Source organism: Vagococcus sp. JNUCC 83, from assembly GCF_053667615.1.
Genome location: NZ_CM132204.1, coordinates 1,812,862 through 1,835,887, shown reverse-complemented (window position 1 = coordinate 1,835,887; position 23,026 = coordinate 1,812,862). Strand labels below are relative to the sequence as shown.

The following is a 23,026-nucleotide window of genomic DNA, read 5'->3' as shown; positions in this document are numbered from 1 at the left end:
TGGTTGCTGAAACCTACTAGTTATTGTGTTTTTAGAGGGAAATAAATATTTCATCTATTTCTACTTTATTGTGAACAACAGTCTCTAGTATAGACATAGAAAGGATAAAAGTAAATAGAGAAAACTTCAAAAAAATGACAATTTTGTCGCGTGGTCGGACGAAACTCTTCATAAAGTCATATTAAATTATCTATATAATATTAGATAGTATAAACGCTTTCTATAAATGATGGACATTTTAAAATACATACGTTATATTTAATAGATAAGATGTTTATCCTCTTACTATTTATAAAGAGGAGTGAATGAAAATGATAAAAGATGGTGGGATAATGACGAATAGGTACGTAGAAGAGGCAAATCAATTATTTGATCAAGCAATCTATATTGCGACAGAAAAAATAAATATATTTGAGAAGACACTTTGGTATAGACAACTGAATTATTCTGAACAAATGATGTCACGACAAATTATTTTGTATTTTAGCGAGTATATGTTTGACTATCATTTTCAAACATTAAACGAATGGGATGAAGTCGCTTTACAAGATGTATTATTGGATATTTTTCCTCATAAAATTGTAGCCGGTCCCAATTTTTTTGAAAAAGCAATCAACGTTTTGAAAAAATTCTTTGAGTTTTTATATTATCATGAAGAAGTGAAACAGGGAGTTAAACTATCAAACAAAGCGACAGAGATAGGTGATATTGTGTTAGTGGAAGTTGAAGCGATATTACGTGATACAACAGAACAAGATTTGTTGTCTTTAGGAGAGGAGTTAGGTCTAGATATTAGCAGTTTGGATGATATTGATTGTTTGTATCGTTTAGCTGAAAAGGTACAAAAAAGTGAGACTAAAACACAACATATTGTGCCAATAAAAACGCAAGAAATCTAGATAACACCTTGCAGAGAAAATCTACAAGTGATATAATAGACTTGTTCATTTCTTGGGGCTGTTAGCTCAGTTGGTAGAGCAACGGACTCTTAATCCGTGGGTCATGGGTTCGAACCCCCTACAGCCCATATAAGTAGGAACGTTGATATGTAAGCATTTGTTAAGGTGCTTGTATATCAGCGTTTTTTTTAAATTTATTAAATGCTATTGTATTAAGAGTAAATATGAGATAATGCAAAGGGTTTTTAATACGATTAAAAAACATTTGATGGTATAATGGTGTCTAAAGAGATGGAGGATGATACGTGATGAAAAAATCAACAAAATATGCCATTGCAGCAACAGGTGTCATTGGTGTAGTCATGGTAACCAAACTGACCAAAAAAGGAATTGAAAAAACATCAGAATCTGTGAATCGCTTGAAGTATAAATTATTGGTTAAAGATAAACTACAAGATAACCAAAACTTATTAGGTATTGTGAATGATTTAGATGATGAAGAGTTAAAGACGATGGTTAGCGTATTTGAACGTTTAGAAACAGAACCTACAGATCGTCATATTGAATCGTATTTAAAATCAAAAATCGATGCAATTAAAACACATACTAAATAGTGGTGATTTGATTAAAATAACAAAAAATACAAAAAAAGTTGAGATTTCTCTCAACTTTTTTTGCTTCCATAAGACTAGACTTTGTAAGGGAAGGGGAAACCTAGTCTTACTTCAAGTATTAGCCGAATAAATTAAATGAATTAATTTATATATTAAGTTTAAGTGATATATCAGAAAGTAACAATGGAAAAGATCAACTTAATTAAATAACACAGATTATAATGTTTATAAACATTGATAAATCAACTGATTTCAAGTTATCATTTTTTTCTCATACATACGCAAATTACAAAAATAAAATAAGTAAAAATCACTGAAAAGCATTATTAAAAAATGAAAGGTGTATGAAAATCTGAAATGTTTTTTAAGTATCTAAAATGTTGTATAATAGAAAAGACGACTTTTATGACAAAGAAAAATAGAACGTATAAGGACGGTGACGGATAGTGAAAAAAATATTAGTTGTAGATGATGAGAAGCCAATTTCAGATATAGTAAAGTTTAATTTAACCAAAGAAGGTTACGAAGTATTTACTGCCTTTGATGGTGAGGAAGCCGTAGGAATGGTTGATGAGGTAACACCTGATTTGATTATTCTCGATTTGATGTTACCAAAAAAAGATGGCCTGGAAGTGTGCCGAGATGTACGTAAAAAATACGATACACCAATTATTATGGTTACAGCAAAAGACTCTGAAATTGATAAAGTGTTAGGTTTAGAATTAGGGGCAGATGATTATGTTACTAAACCATTTTCTAACCGGGAGTTGGTAGCACGTGTGAAAGCTAATTTACGTCGTCATGATAATACGACTGCTAAAATAGAAGAAGCACCAAGTAATGAGTTGACAATTGGTGCATTAACCATTCATCCAGATGCTTATGTTGTCTCAAAACGCGGAGAAACGATTGAGTTGACTCACCGTGAATTTGAATTATTGCACTATTTAGCAAAACATATTGGTCAAGTCATGACACGTGAGCATCTTCTTCAAACTGTTTGGGGATATGATTACTTTGGTGATGTGCGTACTGTTGATGTCACAGTGAGACGTTTAAGAGAAAAAATTGAAGATAACGCTAGTCATCCAAACTGGTTGATTACTCGTCGTGGTGTAGGCTACTATCTTAGAAATCCAGAACAAGATTAGGTGAGTCATATCATGAAAAAAAAGAGAATCTCCTTTTTTTCATCTGTTCATTTTAAAATAGCACTCGTTTTCGTGTTGCTGTTGATGATTTCGATTGAAATTATAGGGGCTATTTTTATTAGAGTACTAGAAACATCTACTATTCAAACTTTTGAATACAATATAACAAATCAAGTGGAGACACTTGCGACAAATCTTAGTTCTGAAATTAGTAAAAAAGATGACTCGCAACAAGAATCAAATTTAAAACGAATATTAGATGAATTTTCAAAAAATGATATTTTAGAAGTCCGTTTGGTGGATGATAAAGGGATTGTCATCGCAACAAGTGACCCTAATCTTCAAGGGGATGTAGGGAAGAAAAATGATTATGAATTATTTAATTCATTTAATCAGAAAAAAGAAGAACGAACAGATCCCCAAACAGGACAGCGAGTATTTATAAATATCGAGCAAATCTATTCTCCTACAGGGGATACAGTGATTGGTTCGTTATATGTCAAAAGTAATATTGAAAGCAAGTATCAGCAAGTTAGCGACATCACATTAATATTTTTTTATGCGTCGATGATTGCTTTGATGTTTACACTTCTTATAGCTCTACTGGTGTCAAGAACCATTACTAAACCAATTGGAGAGATGAAAGAACAAGCTGATCGTATTGCAAACGGTGATTATTCTGGTCAAGTTGAAGTATATGGAAAAGATGAGTTAGGGCAGTTGGGAGAAACGTTTAATGAGTTGTCTTATCGTGTCAAAGAGACACAAGAAACGATGGATGCTGAGCGACGTCGATTAGATAGCGTATTAACACACATGTCTGATGGGGTTATTGGGACGGATAGACGTGGTAATATTATCTTAATCAACGACACAGCTCTTAACTTACTCCGTATTGGTACAGAAGATGTGATTAATCAGTCCATTTTAGAATTATTAAAATTGGAAGATGAGTATGGTTTTAGAGATTTGCTTGAAGTTCAGGAAGATATCTTACTTGATTTTAGTGAAGAATTTAGCGAGACAGTATTGATTCGTGCGGAATTTTCAATGATTCGTCGTGAGTCTGGTTTTATTAGTGGATTGGTATGTGTGCTACACGATGTGACGAAAAAAGAAAAAGATGAGGAAGAGCGGCGCCAGTTTGTCTCTAATGTGTCTCATGAGCTAAGAACACCTCTAACAAGTATGAAAAGTTATATTGAAGCCTTGGCAGATGGTGCTTGGCAAGACCCAGAAGTCGCTCCTGAATTTTTAAAAGTTACTCAAGAAGAAACTAACCGTATGATTCGTATGATTAATGACCTACTTCAGTTGTCTCGTATGGATTCAAATAAAATTGAACTACAAAAAGAGTTAGTCAACTTGAATGAGATGTTTAACTATGTGTTAGATCGTTTTGATATGCTTATTAAAGATAGCGATAAAAATTATGTGATAAAAAGAGAGTTCACTCAGCGAGCTATTTGGGTTGATATTGATACTGATCGCATCATTCAAGTATTGGATAATATCCTAAATAATGCCATGAAATACTCACCAGATGGTGGAACAATTACCTGTCGATTACTAGAAACACATAAAAATGTGGTTTTAAGCATTTCTGATGAGGGATTAGGTATTCCAAAGCAGAACTTAGGCCGTGTATTTGATCGTTTCTTCCGAGTGGATAAAGCCCGTTCTCGTGCAATGGGTGGTTCAGGTCTTGGTTTAGCTATTTCAAAAGAATCAATACTGGCTCATGGTGGTAATATTTGGGCTGAAAGTGAGGAAAATAAAGGCTCAACATTCTTTATTTCACTACCTTATGAACCTTACGAGGAGGATCTATGGGAATGAGCAAAATGGGAGAGCATTTTTTAAAAATAGGTACCATAGCAATGGTATTACTAAGTTTGTTTTTGTCTTGGAAAATATGGACGAATCCAGCCAATCGAGGCATTCAAGATCGAACAGATAAAGTCAAAGCAATCGTACAAAAAAAAGATATGACGGATGTGTATATGCCAACCAAATTATTTTATCATCATGGTAATGGCGATCATTTTCTATACACAAATAAAGAGTCTACGATGACGAGTCTGCATGAGAAAATAGTGTCTTTAGAGTTTGGTTCTGCAAGAACAATGGATAAGATACAAGTTGACAATGTTACTAGTCAAAGTAATTTATTTAACTTAGTCTATCCTAGTCCAATTCCAGCATCGTTATTTATTACAATGAACAACTTATCAGCTAAACTACCTCAGGATAGTAAAAACTTAATGTTTAGTTGGCTAGTGGTATCACTTAATGACAACAAGCTCTATTTTGTTGATTATCATAATAAAACAGGAGTTGAAGTGGATGTGAAAGGTAATATGGCCAGCATTACTTCAATCTTGGATGCTGATAGTAATAATTATGTTAATGCCTTTTTACCAACAGATGAACTAAATGTGGCAGGTATCTATTACTTAGCTGATAGTGCCAAATTAAAAACTTATAGTTACATTATCGCGACGCAATCGTTTACGACCTTTTCACGTGGATTTTTTAACCAGCCAAATGATTTGTTTTCTAATGAAGGAGATAATTTAAGCCTGTCTAATAGTGAAGGTGAGTCGTTGACAATTGATAGTAATACTGGTGAAGTCAACTATTTTGGTAAATTAAAAGAAGATTTTTCAAATGATGTCAATCAACTGTATTATGAAACATTTCAGTATGTTGAGGACATGGGAACTTCTTTAGGTAATTTACGCTATTTTTCTGATTCAGGCAATGAAGTTATTTACCGTAATTATGTGGAAGGATTTCCAGTGTTTGGCGAAAACATGAAAGGAAGTATGGCTACAACAATTCAAAATAAAAATGTCTTTATTAAGGCAAATCAAGACACGTTGCAAATACCACTTCCATCTGATGATTCTGTGACACTCGTTCCCACTCAGGAATTGGTGGATAGTCTCAAAGAACACGGGGCAGACATGTCAAAAATTACTGATATTCAGATAGGCTATAAGTGGGAGCAAAATAAAGAAACACAACAGGCCATTGATCTAGTGCCTTCTTGGTATATTAAATATGATAATATGTGGATGACGCAAGAAAAGTTAGAGGAAACGTTGATTAAAGGGGGCCGAACTTAATGGATTTTAGACGAGTGGAAGGCATCTTTTTTATCGTATTTCTATTTCTAAATATGTTCTTATATTATATTTATCAAGAAGGAAAAGAAGCACAAGACTATATTTCATCAGGTAGTATCTCAGAAAATTTAGAAGAGAGATTAAAGGCTGATCGAATTGACGTTCCAGACAAGTTGTCAAGAGCAAAAAAAGAGGGGTATTACTTATCAGCTGAAGAGGATGAGCTTGTTGCGGATGCGCGTGAGCAATTAAAAGATCAATCTTGGCAAGTGACTAATAATCAACTAACTAGTCAAGTGATGTCACACTCTGACGCGATGATTAAAAAGTCGAAAGATGTCGAATCGGTGAATCAATTCATTAAAAATCCTGCTAATGTTTTATATGGTAAAGATTATGAGTTAAATGAAGAAGAGACGATTTCTTTAAAAAATTATATTTATAATCAAACATATGAAGGAATTCCTTTTTATGATGAAACAGCTCAATTATCCGTTATCGTGTCGCAAGATAAGTATGAAACGGATCAAATATCAAGCTATAAACAGACACATATCAGTCGCATCGAACCTTTGCGTGAAATACAGAGTGTGATTAGCGAAAGAGATGCTGTCATTAGTTTGTATACAAATAACCGGATACAATCTGGAGATAAAATTAAATGGATTCATTTAGGTTATACACGCATATTTACTGTGCGCGGGAAAAATGTTTATATTCCAGCTTGGTTTATTTCTGTAGAAAGTAGTAAGAATGTGACACAAACAGAACGTATAAATGCATTTACTAATGCCGTCATCTCTTCGTCTGTGTCTGAGGTAATTAATAAGTAGTTAGTAGGAAGGATGCATGTTAGATTGTCAGAATCAAGTTTTAATATTAGTGTGCTTGCAAGTGGAAGCACGGGAAATTCATTGTACATTGAAACAGCGCAACGAAAAATTTTGGTTGATGCTGGACTTAGCGGAAAAAAAATAACTAATTTATTAGCATCCATCGATCGTACGCCAAATGATTTGGATGCGATACTTGTGACACATGAGCATCGGGACCACATTCATGGCGTGGGTGTGTTAGCCAGAAAGTACCATCTAGATATTTATGCGAACGAGTTGACGTGGCAAGCAATGGAAAAATCGATAGGAGATGTTCCATTTGAACAACGTAATATTTTTGACATGGGAAAAGTGATGACATTAGGTGACATGGATATTGAAAGTTTTGGTGTGTCTCATGACGCGATTGCCCCACAGTTTTATCGTTTTTATAAAGATGGAAAATCATTTGTGGTTTTAACAGATACTGGGTATTGTAGTGAACACGTTAAAGGTGTGATAAAAAATGCCGATGCTTATTTATTGGAGAGTAACCATGATCCAAATATGTTACGTATGGGAAGATACCCTTGGAACACGAAACAACGTATTTTAGGTGACATGGGGCATTTATCTAATGAAGATGGGGCATTGACAGCGGCTGAAATTATTGGTGATAGAACGAAGCATATATATCTAGGTCATTTAAGTAAAGAAAACAACATGAAAGAGTTAGCAAATATGACAGTCACCGGCATACTACAGCAACATGACATTGATGCTGGAGGTCAAATAAAAATTATGGATACCGATCCAGAAAAAGCCTGTGATTTATTTGCAATATAAATAAACTCCTGACAAGACGATTATGTTATCATCTTGTCAGGAGTTTTCTTTTAATTAAATGAATTAGTATTAGAACTTTGTTCTGTTTTCTGTTCTTGTTCTTTTTGTTGTTGTGCTTCTAGTTTGCTTGAATCCTCTGTTAAGTTGACTGTTGCTTTTTCCTCTTTTCCGTTACGGTATAAGGTTAATTCCATTTTATCGCCAATATTTTTAGAGTATAGAATGGATTGTAATTCAGCAGTACTAGAGATATCTTTGCCATCAATTTGCGTAATAACATCATATTGTTTTAATCCAGCTTTGGCAGCAGGTGTGTCTTTTTCAACTGAAGCGACAACGACACCATTGACAATTTTATCATCTAATTTCAAGACATTTTTTCTGTCTTCACTACTTAGTAAGTTTAAGTTGACCATTTTAATACCAAGCATTGGTCGGACAACAGACTTGCCTTGTTCAAGTTGGTTAATGATATTCACTACTTCATTGCTCGGAATAGCAAATCCCATTCCTTCGGCGCTCACACCAGAAGCAGCTGAGGCGATTTTGCTTGAGTTAATACCGATGACTTGTCCAGCTGTGTTGATTAATGCCCCACCTGAGTTACCAGGGTTGATTGCAGCATCTGTTTGAATGGCTTTACTATTAATGATTTGTCCATCAGATGTTTGGTTACTAATCATACGGTCTTTTGCAGAGATAATCCCTTGAGATACTGAGTTTGCAAAAGTTGAACCTAGAGGAGAACCAATAGCCAACACAGTTTCTCCTACTTTAATGTTATTTGAGTTACCAAATTCAGCAACAGTGGTAACATCTTTATCAGAAATTTCTAAAACAGCTAAATCACTATATGTATCTGTTCCAACAATTTTAGCATCCACTTTTTTACCACTGTTTAGCATGACGCTTACCGCATCAGCTCCAGTGACAACATGGTTATTGGTTACAATGTAGGCTTTTCCATTATCTTTGCGGTAGATAACGCCACTTCCTTCACCGGATTCTTGTAGCTCTCCTTCAGATTCTTGTGTATTGGAAGAACGACCAAATATTTTTTCTATTTCTGACATTTCAGAGCTACTTTTTTGTAAAGTCGTAACTGAAACAACTGCATCTGATACTTTTTCAACTGCTTTTGTGACTTCAGATTCCACGTTGACGTTGACATTACTTACTGTTGTTTTGCCTTTTTGTACTTGGGTAGTATTAGTTGAATTAGATGTTGAGCTAGAGGAACCTTGATTTGTTGCAACAGTATATCCTCCAACAACAAGTAATCCTCCCAATGCCCCTGCAGCTAAAGAGATGCCAAATCGTTTAAATAATGATTGGTTTGTTCCAGGTTGATTATTTTTTTTATGTAGAGTTTCTCTTTTTTGTTCTTCGTTTGGTGTGACGTCTTTTCTCATAGATGTCATCCTCCTTCTAGTTTATGTTTAACTTTAACTTATTATAAGATAAGATTGAGTCATTAGTCTAATTTTAGTGACTATTATTGAACAATACTTGAAAATCTTAAGATATTTTTTTAAACTATGAAGAAAAGGTGAATGTAAGGAAAAATTATGAATTTGTGCATAAGTCGATAGTTATCAACAATGTTTATCCACGTAAATGTGTATAAGTGGCAAAAAACACATCAAAATAATTTTTTCTATGTGTGTAAAACTGTGGATAGATGTGGATAACTTTTCAGATGAAAAAATGACAAGAATGGATGATAAAAAATGAAAATAAAAATTATCACTGTAGGTAAATTAAAAGAGAAATATTTAAAACAGGGAATAGAAGAATATAGCAAGCGATTAAGTAGATACTGCAAATTAGAGATGATTGAAGTTCCGGATGAGAAAGCACCAGAAACCCTTAGTCAAATAGAGATGGAGCAAGTAAAAGAAAAGGAAGGACAACGTATTTTAAGTAAGGTAAGTGACCAAGATTATGTCTTTGCCTTAGCTATAGAGGGTAAGCAATTATCCTCTGAGGAATTCGCATCTGAATTAGACAAATTAACAACCCGAGGAAAAAGTCAATTTGTGTTTATTATCGGTGGCTCTTTAGGGTTATTCACAGATGTATTAAAAAGAAGTGATGAAAAACTCTCATTTGGACGCTTAACTTATCCACATCAACTCATGAAATTAGTTTTAACAGAACAAATCTATCGATGCTTTAGAATAAATAATGGAGAACCGTATCATAAATGATGCGGTTTTTTCTTATTTTTGGTATTCTCTGATATCAAGGAGTAGAGTCGACGCATGGTGTAATAAATTTGTTTTCAATTATATATTATAACTATGAGCCCAACAATCTATTAGGTTGTTGGGCTTTTTGGTGTACACAAAATTAGAAGGAGGAAAAGAGATGTTTGATAGACAGAATGAGTATTACGTGACAAAAGGCGTTCAAGAAGCGGTACCTTATCAACTTCAATACTTTTGTTGGCAATTGATCTTACAACGGGCAAAAGATAATGATCCAACAATGGATTACCTATAAATCATTGAATTCGATGTGGATACTGAACACGAGCTATTAACGATTGTTCATCGCCAAGAAATACCCTGAGGTGAAACAGCTATATCATCTTCACTTGTTTGAAGAGTACCGCTCACTCAGTGTGAAAAAGATATGGTCAATCGATGATGGACAAGTACAAACCATGTTGCTACCAGAAGAATACTAAGGAGGAAACAGGATGAAAGTAGAAACACATACGATAAAAAATGAAGTTTTTTTGAGTGATGACAGACAAAATCGATACTTATTACAACGGACATGGGGATCAGAAAATCAAGCGATTGTCGCAGTGATTACCTTGAAGCCAGTTTCAGTGAGCGGGGTAGAAAATGACTTAACTACCATGTTGATTCAAAACCATGTAGTTGAGATGGGATATCAAGGCTATTTAGTAGCGAACCTTGTCTCAGGAATTGATTCGTCAAAGAAACTATCTGAAACATTATTGGATAGAGAAACAGAAGATGAATTGTTGAAAGAAGTATTAAACAAAAAAGAGGTCCAACAAATCATCATCGGCTGTGGGTCAGCGGTGACACAAAAAGGATTTGCGCAGGAACGGTTGAAAGAGATTCTATCTTTATTAACTAAAACAAACCAACATAAAGTGGTGGCGATTGTGGATGACGATAATCGGCCTATTCATCCACTTGTTCCAAGTATCCGAAATCAACCATGGACATTGAAAAAAATCAAACTATAAGGAGAGAAAAGAATGACTCTATTACCAAGTAAACGTGTATCAATTGTGAGCCTATCATTAGTGAAAGAATCCAGTCTGTTGTATGGTCCAAGACGTTGTCAAACATCAGATGATGCGTATGAATTGATTCGACCATTCATAGAAAATAAGGACAGAGAACATTTAGTGAGCATTGGTTTAAACAGTAAAAATGAACCAACGGTGGTTCATTTGGTTCATATTGGTACCGCAAATCAAAGTATCGCAGTACCTCGAGATATATTAAAGTCAGTTTTATTATCAAATGCCACTCGTTTGATGATTGGACACAATCATCCGAGTGGTGACCCAACACCGTCTGTAGCGGATGAACGTTTAACGGAAAAACTCTATAAAGCGAGTGAGTTATTGGGAATTGAATTACTCGACCATTTGATTATTGGAGAAAAGTGTTACTACTCATTTCGTGAACATCAAAAATTAGGTTGAATAGCCGTCATATATTGAAAGTGAAGAAAGGGGCAGAAAAATGGATTGGAAAGAATGGTTTGAACAGGAAACAGGGAAACAAACGAAGCAAGAGGAGTGGTCAGAAGAAACCGTTGAGTTGGGAAAAGACGAGCTATCGCCTGAGTTAATACCAACCGATTGTCTAGATAGATTATTAGAGACCCTAACGGTCTCTTTTTATGGTTATGGGGTAGAAGATGTCGTGTATGTGATGCCGCTAAAAGACTCATCTCAGGTGTTATATGGATTATTACAAGGGCCTAAATTAGTGGCAGCTACTATCGTGGAGTGTGATAGGAATGACTAACTATCGACAAGTGATTATAGCGTGTTTGAAACAAGTCATCGCGACATTAACTGAAAAGGAGGACAGCAAATGAATCAATGGGTAAAGCTTTGTCTGACTGTAGGGACAACGATTATTTGTGAGGTGATTCGGTTAATCGATAGTAAAAGCTAATGGAATGACTGTCTGACAAATAGGTTGTCAATGTCAGTGACAATAGGGTGGACAAGCGAACAGGCAATGGCCAAAGAAACCCGATACACTGATACTAATTGATGGGAAGGAGGGTGACTTTATGTGACGAAAGAACTAAGTAGTTTGAATGAGGTGTATCAAACAATTGCGAAGGTCACGTCATTAGATGATGCGTTACGACTATATCAGGAGTTTAAAGGCTTGACTATCACATTTCCAACCAAATTAATTAGTGCGGATTATGTGAAACAGTATCTTAAAAAAGAAACACAAAAAGGGCATCGACTATCGAGTCGAGAACTTCAACAGTTAGCTAGAAAATTTGATTATTCAGAACGCCAAATGCGACGGTTTTTGCGTGACATTCGACAAGATAATACATCTAATCGAGTAGAGGAAGAGGAGTTAGTTTATATTACAAAATGGTTGGAAGAGAGACGATCAGAAAAGGGAGAAGAGAATGACTAAGTCTATTTTAGTTCATAAATAGACGTAAAGATACATAGGAGTGAAAGAGAATGGGCATCTTATTTTTAGTAGCCATAGGCTACATCATCGTGAAGTATATTTTACCATGGGTGAATGACCAATTAGATACGGAATTTAAGTGGTGGCAAGTTCCGATTGCTTTACTAGTCGGATTAATCAGCTTGTATGCATTAGTTATGAAAAGAGATCGAGGTATTAATCGTGATATCGCTAATCGACACAATCAGTATCGAAAACTAAGTGATAGTGAATTAGAGTACATCATGTATAACGGGAATAGCCTAGATGAAAAACGGTCAGCTAGAATTATATTAGAAGAACGTATTCAAAGGCGTAAAACAATGTGGCATAAATAATAGGGATAAGGGAGAGTATTAAAATATGAAACAAAATCTATCTAAGAAAACAATTGGGACGATATGCAGCGTGGTGATGATTGTGACACTGTTTGTGGGCAGTTTGATTACTTACGGAGAATCATATGGAAAGTATACAGATACCTATGGTATCTCAGGTTATCATATACTGTTTAATGGCTCGACTATTTATAGTTTAGTTTTGTTGGTAGTACCAGTTCTTTTACTATTGATGACTCAATTTGATAAGTTAAAAGAGAAAGAATCGTTGTGGCGATTTGTCTTACCAATTGCATCTCTATTAGTTCTTATCGTTATTCGCTTGAATGTGAAAGATACCGTAGGATTAGGGAATGCGGCAGTGGCATCGTATGCAGTGTCCTTTAAATCAAGTTACGGACTAAGTGGTTGGCTATATCTCATCAGTAATATTGTGGTGTTGTCTTTAGGAGTGATAGATTATTTTCATCTTAATGTCACAGAAGAGAGTGTCAAACAAGCCATCAAAGAAAAAAACTTATCTGGACTAGGTGAGAAAAAGAAAGAAGAGGAGGGTAAATAGTGAAACGTTTGATACTCTATATCATTATGATGACTAGTTTAGTTGGATGTGGTACTAAATCAGAGAACAAAGATTACTCAGAAAATCGTATAGACTCTCAAAATCAAGAAAATGGGTTTGTAGATTATAATGATGTCTTCCATTCGTTTAAAGAAGTTGATCAAGCAAAAAAAGATTATCTTAAACAGATAAAGAAGGGTGACTTTATAAATGCCATTACAACAGAAGAATGGTTGTGGGAATACCAAGATAGAAATGGACTAACATCAGAAGAAGTCAACACTTATCATAATAATCATAATGCATTGATACTTTTATCAGAAATAGAAGACAGACTTAATATGGCTGAAGAGAAAAAGGAGTTATATTATGAGGTTGAAATTCTACCTAAGTTAGAAGAATTGAATAGCATGTCTATCGATACTAAAGAAATAATCAATCAAATTAAGTATTATGAAAAAAGAACAGATGATGTATTTAATACTATATCAAAAGAAGTCGGAGAAAAACGTCATAGTGAGAGAAATACCCCGAGATATGATGGTAACGAAGACTTTGATAGTAATGGTAACTATATTGAGGGTGGAGAAGATGTTAGTCAGTGGAAATCATCTGATAGTGTAAAATCAACGGATGATGTATATGGAAGTGAGAGATGAAAAATTATTTTATCTTAAAAATCTTATTTTTACAAAACCTCATGAAATCAATATTTTAATTTATTGGTTTTATGAGGTTTTTCTATTTTTTGATTTATAAGTCAGTATTTTTGTTATTTTAATTATTGTTGTATAAAGCTTTAATTATGTCTTTTTTAGACATGTTGAAGTTTTTATGAATAATGAGTTTATTTTCATATATGAATATATTTTGAGAAAATTCATATTCATTAGCAATATCTGCGATGATTTCCGCCATACCACCATTAATGTTTTGAAAATTGCTTAATGAATCAAACTCAAAAATATTTTTTGAAAAATCATTTCTAAATTTAAAAGAGTTTCTAAAATTATAACATTTTAAATTGTTATTATAATATGTTTCGTAATCAATGTTTTTTAGATTAATAAATCGTTCTTGTATATCTTTTCTATATTGAATAATGTTTACTATAAATTTAAAGGTAATTAGTGTCATGTCCGAAATATAATCTACAGCAGTAATACCATCTGATTGATATGCATCAGAAAATTGTCTAAGAATCTTTTCTACATTAGATTCTAGAAGGTTTTCAGTTGTATTGCTTTCTGAGACGTAGGTTAGGATTCTTAAATAATCTAAACTGCAAGGCAACAGATAATACATAATAAAGTATTGATTAAAAATTATTAGTGGGCTGAACATAATAAGGATATTAGATAAGGTTATTAGAAATTTTTGACATTCTTCGATTTCAATTTCTGAGACATTTGTTACAGAATTATAGTGCTTCCTTTTTTCAAAGAGTATTGGAATTAGAGCAGCAGCGGCATAAATTGTTTTTTTCTGATAAAAATTCATTTCGCGTTCTAATTTGTATAATTCTGTACTCTCATAAGGTGTTTTATTTATTTTATTTTCGAAATAGTTGTATAAAAGTTTAAAAGATTTAAAATTGATTCTTGAATTTTTTGAAGTATTTTTATTTTTCTTTAGGTATGCTTTGTAGGCTTTTCTTGTTTTTTTAATTTCTGGAGAGTCTCTAGTATTTATATATAATTCACAGATAGCCATTAATTCATTAAATTCAGTAATGTTAATATTTTTTAAATCATCTGTCATGTGTTTTCCATTGTTACCGACACTCTTCTTGAGTTGTCTAAATAGATTAATATAAGTATTAATGCCGATATCGGTTGTAACAAAGGGCATACCATCACCAACAGATTGATTTAAATCATTTAATATTTTTTTAAATTTTACTTTCTCTTCATACGTTACAAAAAGCTTTTTCGAAACAAACTGTAATGCTGATATGAAGTCTAATTCAGTATAGTAATTTTCAGCGATTGATTTACCCATCATTCTAGGTAAACATTCTTCAACGCGTTTAAATATATCTCCGTGTTCTTCCATTAATTTTTACCTGAAATCCTCCATCTGATTTAACTTTCCACTTATAGAACCAAACCCTCCATTTTGAAAGTAATTTGAAGAAAAACCTTTAGACAATGATTCAAATTGTTGCATAAATTTACCTCCTTTTTTATTAAGAATAATCAAAATCCCAGAAATGTGCAATTTCTTGCCTCTCTATAATGATTTATACTTGATATATCTTAAGAGAGCAAAGTAGTAGCTATTACAAATAAAAATTAGGAGGTAATTCTATTTATGATTCCATTGTTTGAATGTCCAAATGCATATGTTGAGGTGTTGTCGGGTACAGTTACGTCAATTGAATTGGTTGGGACGCAATTGACGATTGTGGTTAAGTTTGAGTATGAACTGAATCTTAGTAGAAATACTGATTGGCTTACTTTTGATTTGAGCAATCAATACGTCTATAGCAATCTTATAGCAAGTGTTGGTTCGTTTTGCTGGGAGAAAAACGTTCTAGATTTCAGTAAGTTACTTGGTGAACGAGTTATGGTGATTTATAAATCATCAATGGGTCGTTATGAAAACTTTCTAAATTTTCATTGTTTGGTGTTACTTAATCAACTGCAACTGTTTAATTATCCCACTGAGGTAGGAGGCGTAGATCATGTCTAACACTAATCCGTACACATATAGTGAATTAAAAACACTTGAAAAAGAAAATTTCTTGCCCATTGGCAATTCTGATTATTCAATTAATCAGAATGCAATTTGGGGCAATGTTAGGGGAGACAAAGGAGTAAAAAAATTGTCATTAGATTTCTTAACCATTGAAGAGAAGTATATAGGTGAGGATGATAGTTTAGAATTATTGCTTTCGTACAAATTTGAAAGTCATATTAAGTCTATTAGAGTCCCGTTTGAAGCCATTCTCCCTCAAAAAATTGGCATGCTAGCTGCCAAAGGAGTACCTGTCAATCATGAAACAGCTAAAGCATTAAGCAATGCATTGCAATTAATTGCTAGTGAGCTCACTGCCAAAAAAATCGTCTCACAGCTAGGGTTTAATTATTTAAATAATAAGCTTCAATTTGTTGGAGTAGAGGATGGCGATGTGCTGTCTACGGCGATTAAAGACAAATTTTTGATAGGGACCAAAGGGACTTTAGAAGAGGAATTGTCCATGGTTAAGAGATTGATCCAACCACATGTCCCTCTTCAGTTAGCGTATATTCTTGGCTTAACAGCGATTACCATTAAAATGGATCAAGAAAAACTAGGACTTGATTTATACACGCCTATCTATTACCTGCTGAATGATTCAAGTTCTGGCAAAACAACAGCATTGATGGCAGCAGTGTCCCCTTTTGGGTGTCCTAATCCTAGAATGACAAAATCCTTTATTCAACCGTTTTTAACAACGGATAATGCAACGATATCCTTAGCAACTAAGATGAATGGATTTGTACTGGGATTAGATGACCTGGGCAGCACAACTAGTATTAAAAAAACGTCCTTGATTTATACATTGGCTAATGGGCAGAGCAAGTCAAGGGGAACGAGCGAAGGCAATGTAATCATTGGAGATTCATTTAGCTGTTGTGCAATTGGAACAGGTGAAATTTCAATACTTGATAAATTGACATCAAGTGGCGGTGCTCAGTTACGCTGCATTGAGTGGAGTAATCTAACGTTTACAAAAAGTTCGGAACATTCTGATGAATTAAAATGCGCTGTTAGTGAAAATTACGGACATATTGCAACTTCTTTTGCAACCGAGCTTTTGCAGATAGATAACGATGCTTTAAAATCATTTTACCAGAATGGCTTTCCTACAGAATTAGAACCAAAGAACTTATCAAATAAGCTCAATCGATACCTCAAAGTACTGAAATGTATCCCACAAACAGCACTCTTGGTAAATGAAATTTTTGACTTTAATTTTGACGTAGATGGTATCAATGAGTTAGTAGCGGAAAACTTAAATGCAGCAAGAGAAAAATTAGACTACTCTTTAGTGGCCTACGAAAAGTTCTGTAACTGGGTCGAGGTAAATCAAGACAGTTTTTCAATTGATGAAAAAGCTGCTAAAAACTCGAATAAAACATTTGGTCAAATTAAAAGTGAGAATAGCAATTTATTCGTTTATTTGACCAGAGAGATGCTAAAAGAAATTACTAATCAGTTAGAGTTGCCTGACATGCAATCTTTTTTGAAGGAGTTAAAAGTGAGAAAACTACTTTTAACTGATAATGATCAAAAGCACTTATCAAAAAAAGTAGGAACACGTCGTTTTTACATTATTAAAGTAAACATCGATTTACACTAAAATAATATATTTCCTCCAATCTTTTGGAGGAAATTAATAGGAGGGACAAAAATGAAAAATATAGATATTTATGTAGCGGGATCTTGGAACGAATCACTGACTCAATATGGTTGGTCCTATGTTGTTGTGGAAGATGGGCAGGCCATTTATACACGATATGGAAAAGGAACGAACGAAAAGTATATTGCGAGCAGACAAATGGGAGGAGAGGTTGCTGCTGTACTCCAAGCCTTAGGCTATGCTAACAAGAACGACTATTCTCATATTATTTTGCATTATTCGTATGAAGGAATAGAAAAATGGATATCTGGAGAAATTCAACTAAATAGTGAGGTCTCCAAAGTTTACCACTATATGTTTTATAAATTGAAAGAAGACGTGACAGTGACATTTTCAGCATTACAAGGACAAACAAATCATCATTTTTCTCATGCAAAAAAATTAGCTAGAAGGGGATCAGAAAGACAATGATAGAAGAACAATTTCTAGAAGAAATGGCTCATAAGTTATTGCCATTTTTAATTACTATTGAAGAAAAATCAAAAAACTTAATGGATTAGTTTGTAGCCCCACCTACCCCACCTTTTTGAAAAAGATCTATCTAAAAATAGATAGATAGTCGAATAGATATAGTGAAAAATAGTATGTGATTTCCATTTTGGTGGGAAAGTGGGGCAGTATTAGGTAGAGGAGGCATGGATGATGAATGTAGCCTATTGTCGAACCTCGGTTCGAAGAGACTATAAGGTATCGATTGAGATGCAAAAGGAAGTCATTCAACAACATGTCAAACACGATATATCCAAGTGGTTCATTGACGATGGTCTTTCAGGAAGTACGATCAATCGTCCAGATTTTGCTAGATTGACTGACTGGATAACGTCTTCGACACAATCAAGAACGCTCTATGTCACACGATATGATCGACTTTCCCGAAATGTTTCCAATGCGCTTGATTTCCTTGAATTATGTCAGACATATCATGTTGAAGTGGTATCGGTGTTAGAGCCGATACCTTCTTCTTTAGGTGACAAACAAGCCGCTCAATTGTTGTTTGTTCAAATTCTTTTTTCATTAGCTGAGTTCACACGGAGTGTCACGATAGAAAATATCAATCAAGGATTAGCACAGAAGAAGTTAGAAAAGAAAGTATTGAGTGCAAAAGTCCCCTTTGGGTATCGCTATCAAGAAGGAAAGATTGTTCCTCATCCATCTGAAACGACGGTTGTCCGACACATTTTTTCTCTCTACACGTCCACTTCAATGGGTTATCAAAAAATTGTCCAACAACTTCAAAAGGAAGGAAAGACCTTTCGAGGTAAACCATTCAAGAAACATCATATTGCCGCTATTTTACGCCATCCCATTTATATTGGACAAATAGGACACAACAGTAAGAATCTAACACCATACCTGTCACATGATGTGATACCGATCATTCACCCAGATATCTTTCAACAAGCCACAGAAAAACGAACACGTCGTCGACCAAAGAAGAGAGATACACGAGAGTATCCTCTAAGAAAGAAAATTTCCTGCCCGTATTGTGATAGAAAGCTAAGTCCAAAAATGCAAAGTGATAGTATCTACCAACATACTTATCATTATTATGCGTGTGGTCATGAAGACTGTACAGGCTATCGATTGGATGCATCAAAGATAGAACTAGAGGTACTAAACTCTATTAAAACGTATCTGACAGAGACAGATAATCTCACGGCACTGGATGAACTACAGAAACAGCTATCACAAGTAGCGAATCAAAAAGAGGCAACCGTGAGTGATTTGAGGAAACAGAAGTCTCACGTACTTAATCAATATGAACAAGGAGCACTATCCAAAGAAGAAATGGTTCAACAATTAGACTTGATGACAAGACAATTAGAGAGTGTGATCTCTATCACATTGACTGAAGAACAATTAGAAGAGAGAGTAACTCAATTACTCCATCTATCTGACAATACTATTCAAGACGTCATGTGGTCTTATATTGATCACGTACAAGTCACACCAGATAAACAAATAAAGGAGGTTCTTTTATATGGCATTCGGATTCAATCAGACGTTGTCTGATTCATTAGACCAACCAAAGGCAGCACTCTATCTAAGAGTATCAACGACAGAACAAGCGGTTCATGGGTATTCATTAGCTGCACAAGAACAAGTCATTCGTCAATTTTGTTTACAACGAGGGTATGATGTGTATGACGTTTATGCGGATGAAGGAATTAGTGGAAAACGGACAGAGAATCGTCCAGCTTTTCAGCGTATGATGACAGATGCAAGAGAAAACTTATTTGATATGGTGATTGTGTGGAAACTCTCTCGTTTAGGTCGTAATAATCGAGATATCTTAAATACCACAGAAGAACTCTATAAACATAATGTGAGCTTTTACTCGATTAGTGAACAGTTTGATATTAGTACGAGTACAGGACGATTAATGCTTCAACTATTGGGGTCGTTTGGTGAATTCGAGCGAAATCAAATCAGTGAGAATGTTCAACTGGCAATGCGGTCATTGGTGCGAGATCAAAAACGATTTGCGGGCGGTCGTATGTTGGGGTATGTGAGTACTGTAGATGATGAAGGTCGAAAACAATTAGCGATTCAAGAAGAGGAAGCTGTGATTGTGAGAAAAATCTATCAAGACTACGCAAATGGAAAAGGCTATCGAGCGATAGCGAATGATTTAAACCGTTTAGGTTATCAAACAGTGAAAGGTAATTCATTTTCAACTGTGGCCGTTAAAGATATTTTGATGAATAAAACGTATGGTGGTTATTTAGAATATGCGAAGTACGTCAATTGGGAAGAGAAGAGACGAAAAGGAAAGAATCCTCAACCGATAGTGGTTGAGGGGAATCATGAGCCAATTGTTGACAAAGACCTATTTGAGAGTGTCCAGACACGCATGAAAGTAGCCAAGAAACAGCCGCAGTGGAACGAGCGAGGAGAAAATCTTTTGACAGGTTTACTCAGATGTCCAGAGTGTGGTGGACCAATGGCAGCAAGCAACACAACCAATACCTTAAAGGATGGAACGAAGAAGCGGATACGATACTACTCTTGTGCTAACTTTCGAAATAAGGGAGCAAGTATCTGTCATGCGAACTCTGTGAGAGCTGATAAGGCTGAACAGTTTGTGGCGGATAGACTCCAAGAAGTCATACAAGTACCTGAGATACTGAAAGGATTAGTTGATGCGTTGAATAAGGAAATCAACCAACAGGTTCGTCAAGCTAATCAAGAATCACAAATATTACAGCAGCAACTTGTTGAAATTCAAACGAAACAAGCAAAATGGCAGCAAGTGTTGGATGATACACCTGAGCTGTATTCAGAATTGAAAGAACGCTTAGAACGGCTAGAGAGTGACTCCATTATGATTCAACAACGTCAACGAGAGTTAGAACGTCTTAAACAAAGAATCAACCGATTCAAGTCACAGATATTAGTCTGATATTAGAAGCGATTCAACAATTTATAAACAAAAGTTCAAAGAATGAAATTAAACAAGTCTATCAATCTTTCATCAAAGAAATCACGTTTAACAAAGAGACGAAGGACCACTTTAAGTTACACCTTTACTTTGATGAAGCCATCGTCAATCAACTGAATACCATCTATCAAGAAGCCATATCTCGTGGAGATATGGCTATTTTTGTACATCTGTGTAGAATGAGGTTGGTATTATAAAAAATGAAACGATTGTTGTCAGAAAAATCTTTTCTGGCGACTGATAGATTGCTCATTATTAGTTGGTTATTTTTATTATGCTCAGCTCAAAATGATGACCTTATCCAGGTCATTATTTTGAGAATATAAAAAAAGCATTTAATTTTTAAATGCTTGAGGTAATATATAAAAATAAAAGACAGTCAATTTCTTGGTATTTATAATACCAAGAAATTGATGTATTTCAATACAATTATTATATATAAAGTGTATAAAAAAAACAACCCTTATTTATTATTTTTTTTAGTAGCTACTGATAATAGTTCATATTGGAATTATTGACTAATAACTGTGTAGTTTTAGACGGCTTTATGTAATTCGTAAAAACCGTCGGTAAAGCCGTCAAAAAAGAAAGGAATTTAGAATGGTGAAAAAAGGTGAAAATATTTACAAAAGAAAAGATGGTCGTTGGGAAGGACGATATAAAAAAGGTAGAAAAGCCAATGGTTCTTTAAAGTACGGCTATATTTATGGCAAGCGATACAAAGAAGTCAAAGACCAATTGCACCGTCATGCCTTATATTATCAAGATATTATCGACACACAAGGTGAGTGTGTTATCAGCTATATAGAGTGGGCCGAGAAGTGGCTATTGGCATGTAAGAAAAGATTAAAGCCTTCAACTTATTGTACCTACAAGTATAAATTGAAACAATACGTTTTCCCAATACTGGGACATATGCCACTTAATCAATTAACTTCAACTCATATTCAGTCTATAATTTATCAGTGGAAAAGTCAGTCATTAGAGGCTTCTACAATTCACGTGCTGTATCAAATTCTAAAAAAATCGTTGAAAGATGCTTGTGACCGAACTCTAATGACTCAAATTCCCTGTCAGGGAATTATTCTCCCAAAGAAAAAAAGAAAGCAGCCGCATTCTTTAGCTAAATCCGCTCAAAAAAAATTGGAAGACACGGCTAAATCGGTCCCTTTGTATCAAGGTTTACCAGTATTACTGGCTTTAAATTCAGGTTTACGGATTGGTGAGATTTCAGCGCTCCGATGGGAAGACGTTGATTTAGAATCACGAACGATTCATGTTCGGCGAACCCTCCAACGGATTCAACAACAAACTGATAAAACTAAAACACAGTTGTCGATTGATTACCCAAAGACAGATCATTCCATTCGGACGGTTCCCATGAGCTTCACTGTATACAAATACTTGAAACGTTGGAAGAAACAGTCAAGTGGAGCCTATGTGTGCTCCAAGAGGCAAGGACCTACGGAACCTCGACTAATTAATTATTATTTTTCTCGCATTCGACAAAAATGTGACTTAATTAAAACACATTTTCATCATTTAAGGCATACATTTGCGACGCGATGTATTGAAGCAAGTGCAGATGTGGCATCAGTAAGTCAACTATTAGGGCATTCTTCATCAAAAACGACACTAGAAGTGTACACAGATTCATTTATAGAAGAACGTCAACGAGTGATTCAACAAATGGACCGAAGCAAGTAGCTATATTTCTCCCTATTTTTTTTGAAAATATGGAAAGATACACTACTAATGAATAAAAATGAAAGCGCTATCTGTAAAATGACCCTTTTTTCGTTTTGTGAATGAAGTAGATCAGAGATTAAAAAAATAACCAGAAGAAAAAAGGTATTTGACAGTTTAATTTCATCATCTTCTTTTTTTTTAAGCCGTCAGTTTAGTCAAATTAATTTAAAAAATAGTTTATTTACAATAGATTATAGGACTATCTCAGTATTATAAATACTAAGAAAAATTTTTTATCACTATTTGTTCGTTAATACTATTTTTTTGTGACATAAGTTTATTTCTCTCTTAGACATTCTTATTGTCGCTAGTCGTCATTTAACTAGGTAACTCCTTTTTTAAGTCTATCATAATTTGGTTAAGTT

Annotated in this window: 23 protein-coding genes, 1 tRNA gene and 1 pseudogene; 23 read left to right on the top strand and 2 right to left on the bottom strand. The window is 34.4% G+C overall.

What is annotated here, in order from left to right; genetic code table 11:
• The first annotated feature begins 305 nt into the window (after positions 1–305).
• From JNUCC83_RS08905 to JNUCC83_RS08870, 8 genes are all read left to right on the top strand, one after another.
• Positions 306–899, top strand: a complete 594-nt coding sequence (locus JNUCC83_RS08905; protein WP_454459687.1) for a hypothetical protein — start codon at positions 306–308, stop codon at positions 897–899.
• Between the two features lie 55 nt (positions 900–954).
• Positions 955–1,027: transfer RNA gene (locus JNUCC83_RS08900), tRNA-Lys, on the top strand.
• Between the two features lie 180 nt (positions 1,028–1,207).
• Complete coding sequence (locus JNUCC83_RS08895; RefSeq protein ID WP_454459686.1) at positions 1,208–1,513, top strand: hypothetical protein; 306 nt, start codon at positions 1,208–1,210, stop codon at positions 1,511–1,513.
• 446 nt (positions 1,514–1,959) lie between these two features.
• Entirely contained in the window at positions 1,960–2,664 is a 705-nt protein-coding gene (yycF, locus tag JNUCC83_RS08890) for a response regulator YycF (RefSeq protein ID WP_454459685.1), read from the top strand.
• 12 nt (positions 2,665–2,676) lie between these two features.
• Positions 2,677–4,503: a cell wall metabolism sensor histidine kinase WalK gene (walK, locus tag JNUCC83_RS08885; protein ID WP_454459684.1), complete on the top strand. Its 1,827-nt coding sequence runs from the start codon at positions 2,677–2,679 to the stop codon at positions 4,501–4,503.
• Positions 4,500–5,795, top strand: coding sequence for a YycH family regulatory protein (locus JNUCC83_RS08880; protein ID WP_454459683.1), 1,296 nt, complete (start codon positions 4,500–4,502; stop codon positions 5,793–5,795). Before walK ends, JNUCC83_RS08880 begins: the two co-directional genes overlap by 4 nt.
• Complete coding sequence (locus JNUCC83_RS08875) at positions 5,795–6,628, top strand: two-component system regulatory protein YycI (protein ID WP_454459682.1); 834 nt, start codon at positions 5,795–5,797, stop codon at positions 6,626–6,628. The genes JNUCC83_RS08880 and JNUCC83_RS08875 overlap by 1 nt, the downstream gene beginning before the upstream one ends.
• 24 nt (positions 6,629–6,652) lie before the next feature.
• Positions 6,653–7,456, top strand: coding sequence for an MBL fold metallo-hydrolase (locus JNUCC83_RS08870; RefSeq protein WP_454459681.1), 804 nt, complete (start codon positions 6,653–6,655; stop codon positions 7,454–7,456).
• Positions 7,457–7,506: 50 nt separating this feature from the next.
• On the opposite strand, the gene JNUCC83_RS08865 is transcribed toward JNUCC83_RS08870, so the two are convergent.
• Entirely contained in the window at positions 7,507–8,868 is a 1,362-nt protein-coding gene (locus tag JNUCC83_RS08865; protein WP_454459680.1) for a S1C family serine protease, read from the bottom strand.
• A gap of 318 nt (positions 8,869–9,186) precedes the next feature.
• Between JNUCC83_RS08865 and rlmH the strand changes: the two genes are divergently transcribed.
• The 9 genes from rlmH to JNUCC83_RS08820 all read left to right on the top strand — a co-directional run bounded on the left by rlmH (position 9,187) and on the right by JNUCC83_RS08820 (position 13,721).
• Positions 9,187–9,666, top strand: coding sequence for a 23S rRNA (pseudouridine(1915)-N(3))-methyltransferase RlmH (rlmH, locus tag JNUCC83_RS08860; RefSeq protein ID WP_454459679.1), 480 nt, complete (start codon positions 9,187–9,189; stop codon positions 9,664–9,666).
• A 160-nt stretch (positions 9,667–9,826) separates the two neighbouring features.
• Positions 9,827–9,961 (top strand): DUF960 domain-containing protein, encoded by a 135-nt coding sequence (locus tag JNUCC83_RS08855; protein ID WP_454459678.1) that lies wholly within the window; start codon positions 9,827–9,829, stop codon positions 9,959–9,961.
• Between the two features lie 199 nt (positions 9,962–10,160).
• The gene (locus JNUCC83_RS08850; RefSeq protein WP_454459677.1) at positions 10,161–10,685 is read left to right on the top strand and encodes a DUF1643 domain-containing protein; all 525 of its coding nucleotides are present in this window, start codon (positions 10,161–10,163) and stop codon (positions 10,683–10,685) included.
• A 12-nt stretch (positions 10,686–10,697) separates the two neighbouring features.
• Positions 10,698–11,153 carry a JAB domain-containing protein gene (locus JNUCC83_RS08845; protein ID WP_454459676.1) on the top strand — a complete coding sequence of 152 codons (456 nt, stop codon included), beginning with the start codon at positions 10,698–10,700 and terminating at the stop codon, positions 11,151–11,153.
• Positions 11,154–11,193: 40 nt separating this feature from the next.
• A complete protein-coding gene (locus tag JNUCC83_RS08840; RefSeq protein ID WP_454459675.1) occupies positions 11,194–11,481 on the top strand; it encodes a hypothetical protein in 288 nt (95 codons plus the stop codon).
• A gap of 276 nt (positions 11,482–11,757) precedes the next feature.
• Complete coding sequence (locus tag JNUCC83_RS08835; protein WP_454459674.1) at positions 11,758–12,123, top strand: hypothetical protein; 366 nt, start codon at positions 11,758–11,760, stop codon at positions 12,121–12,123.
• A 50-nt stretch (positions 12,124–12,173) separates the two neighbouring features.
• Positions 12,174–12,500 carry a hypothetical protein gene (locus tag JNUCC83_RS08830; protein WP_454459673.1) on the top strand — a complete coding sequence of 109 codons (327 nt, stop codon included), beginning with the start codon at positions 12,174–12,176 and terminating at the stop codon, positions 12,498–12,500.
• 25 nt (positions 12,501–12,525) lie between these two features.
• Positions 12,526–13,062, top strand: coding sequence for a hypothetical protein (locus JNUCC83_RS08825; RefSeq protein WP_454459672.1), 537 nt, complete (start codon positions 12,526–12,528; stop codon positions 13,060–13,062).
• Positions 13,062–13,721: a hypothetical protein gene (locus JNUCC83_RS08820; protein WP_454459671.1), complete on the top strand. Its 660-nt coding sequence runs from the start codon at positions 13,062–13,064 to the stop codon at positions 13,719–13,721. Before JNUCC83_RS08825 ends, JNUCC83_RS08820 begins: the two co-directional genes overlap by 1 nt.
• A gap of 118 nt (positions 13,722–13,839) precedes the next feature.
• On the opposite strand, the gene JNUCC83_RS08815 is transcribed toward JNUCC83_RS08820, so the two are convergent.
• A complete protein-coding gene (locus tag JNUCC83_RS08815; protein ID WP_454459670.1) occupies positions 13,840–15,117 on the bottom strand; it encodes a hypothetical protein in 1,278 nt (425 codons plus the stop codon).
• A gap of 258 nt (positions 15,118–15,375) precedes the next feature.
• Here JNUCC83_RS08815 and JNUCC83_RS08810 point away from each other — a divergent pair, with 258 nt between their 5' ends.
• The 6 genes and pseudogenes from JNUCC83_RS08810 to JNUCC83_RS08785 all read left to right on the top strand — a co-directional run bounded on the left by JNUCC83_RS08810 (position 15,376) and on the right by JNUCC83_RS08785 (position 22,619).
• Positions 15,376–15,756 (top strand): hypothetical protein, encoded by a 381-nt coding sequence (locus JNUCC83_RS08810; protein ID WP_454459669.1) that lies wholly within the window; start codon positions 15,376–15,378, stop codon positions 15,754–15,756.
• Positions 15,749–17,410, top strand: a complete 1,662-nt coding sequence (locus JNUCC83_RS08805; RefSeq protein ID WP_454459668.1) for a DUF927 domain-containing protein — start codon at positions 15,749–15,751, stop codon at positions 17,408–17,410. The genes JNUCC83_RS08810 and JNUCC83_RS08805 overlap by 8 nt, the downstream gene beginning before the upstream one ends.
• 51 nt (positions 17,411–17,461) lie before the next feature.
• Positions 17,462–17,881, top strand: coding sequence for a ribonuclease H family protein (locus tag JNUCC83_RS08800; protein WP_454459667.1), 420 nt, complete (start codon positions 17,462–17,464; stop codon positions 17,879–17,881).
• Between the two features lie 228 nt (positions 17,882–18,109).
• The gene (locus tag JNUCC83_RS08795; RefSeq protein ID WP_454459666.1) at positions 18,110–19,483 is read left to right on the top strand and encodes a recombinase family protein; all 1,374 of its coding nucleotides are present in this window, start codon (positions 18,110–18,112) and stop codon (positions 19,481–19,483) included.
• Positions 19,452–21,109: pseudogene (locus JNUCC83_RS08790) on the top strand (recombinase family protein). The gene JNUCC83_RS08795 and the pseudogene JNUCC83_RS08790 overlap by 32 nt, the downstream one beginning before the upstream one ends.
• A gap of 403 nt (positions 21,110–21,512) precedes the next feature.
• Positions 21,513–22,619 carry a tyrosine-type recombinase/integrase gene (locus JNUCC83_RS08785; RefSeq protein WP_454459665.1) on the top strand — a complete coding sequence of 369 codons (1,107 nt, stop codon included), beginning with the start codon at positions 21,513–21,515 and terminating at the stop codon, positions 22,617–22,619.
• Positions 22,620–23,026: the final 407 nt, after the last annotated feature.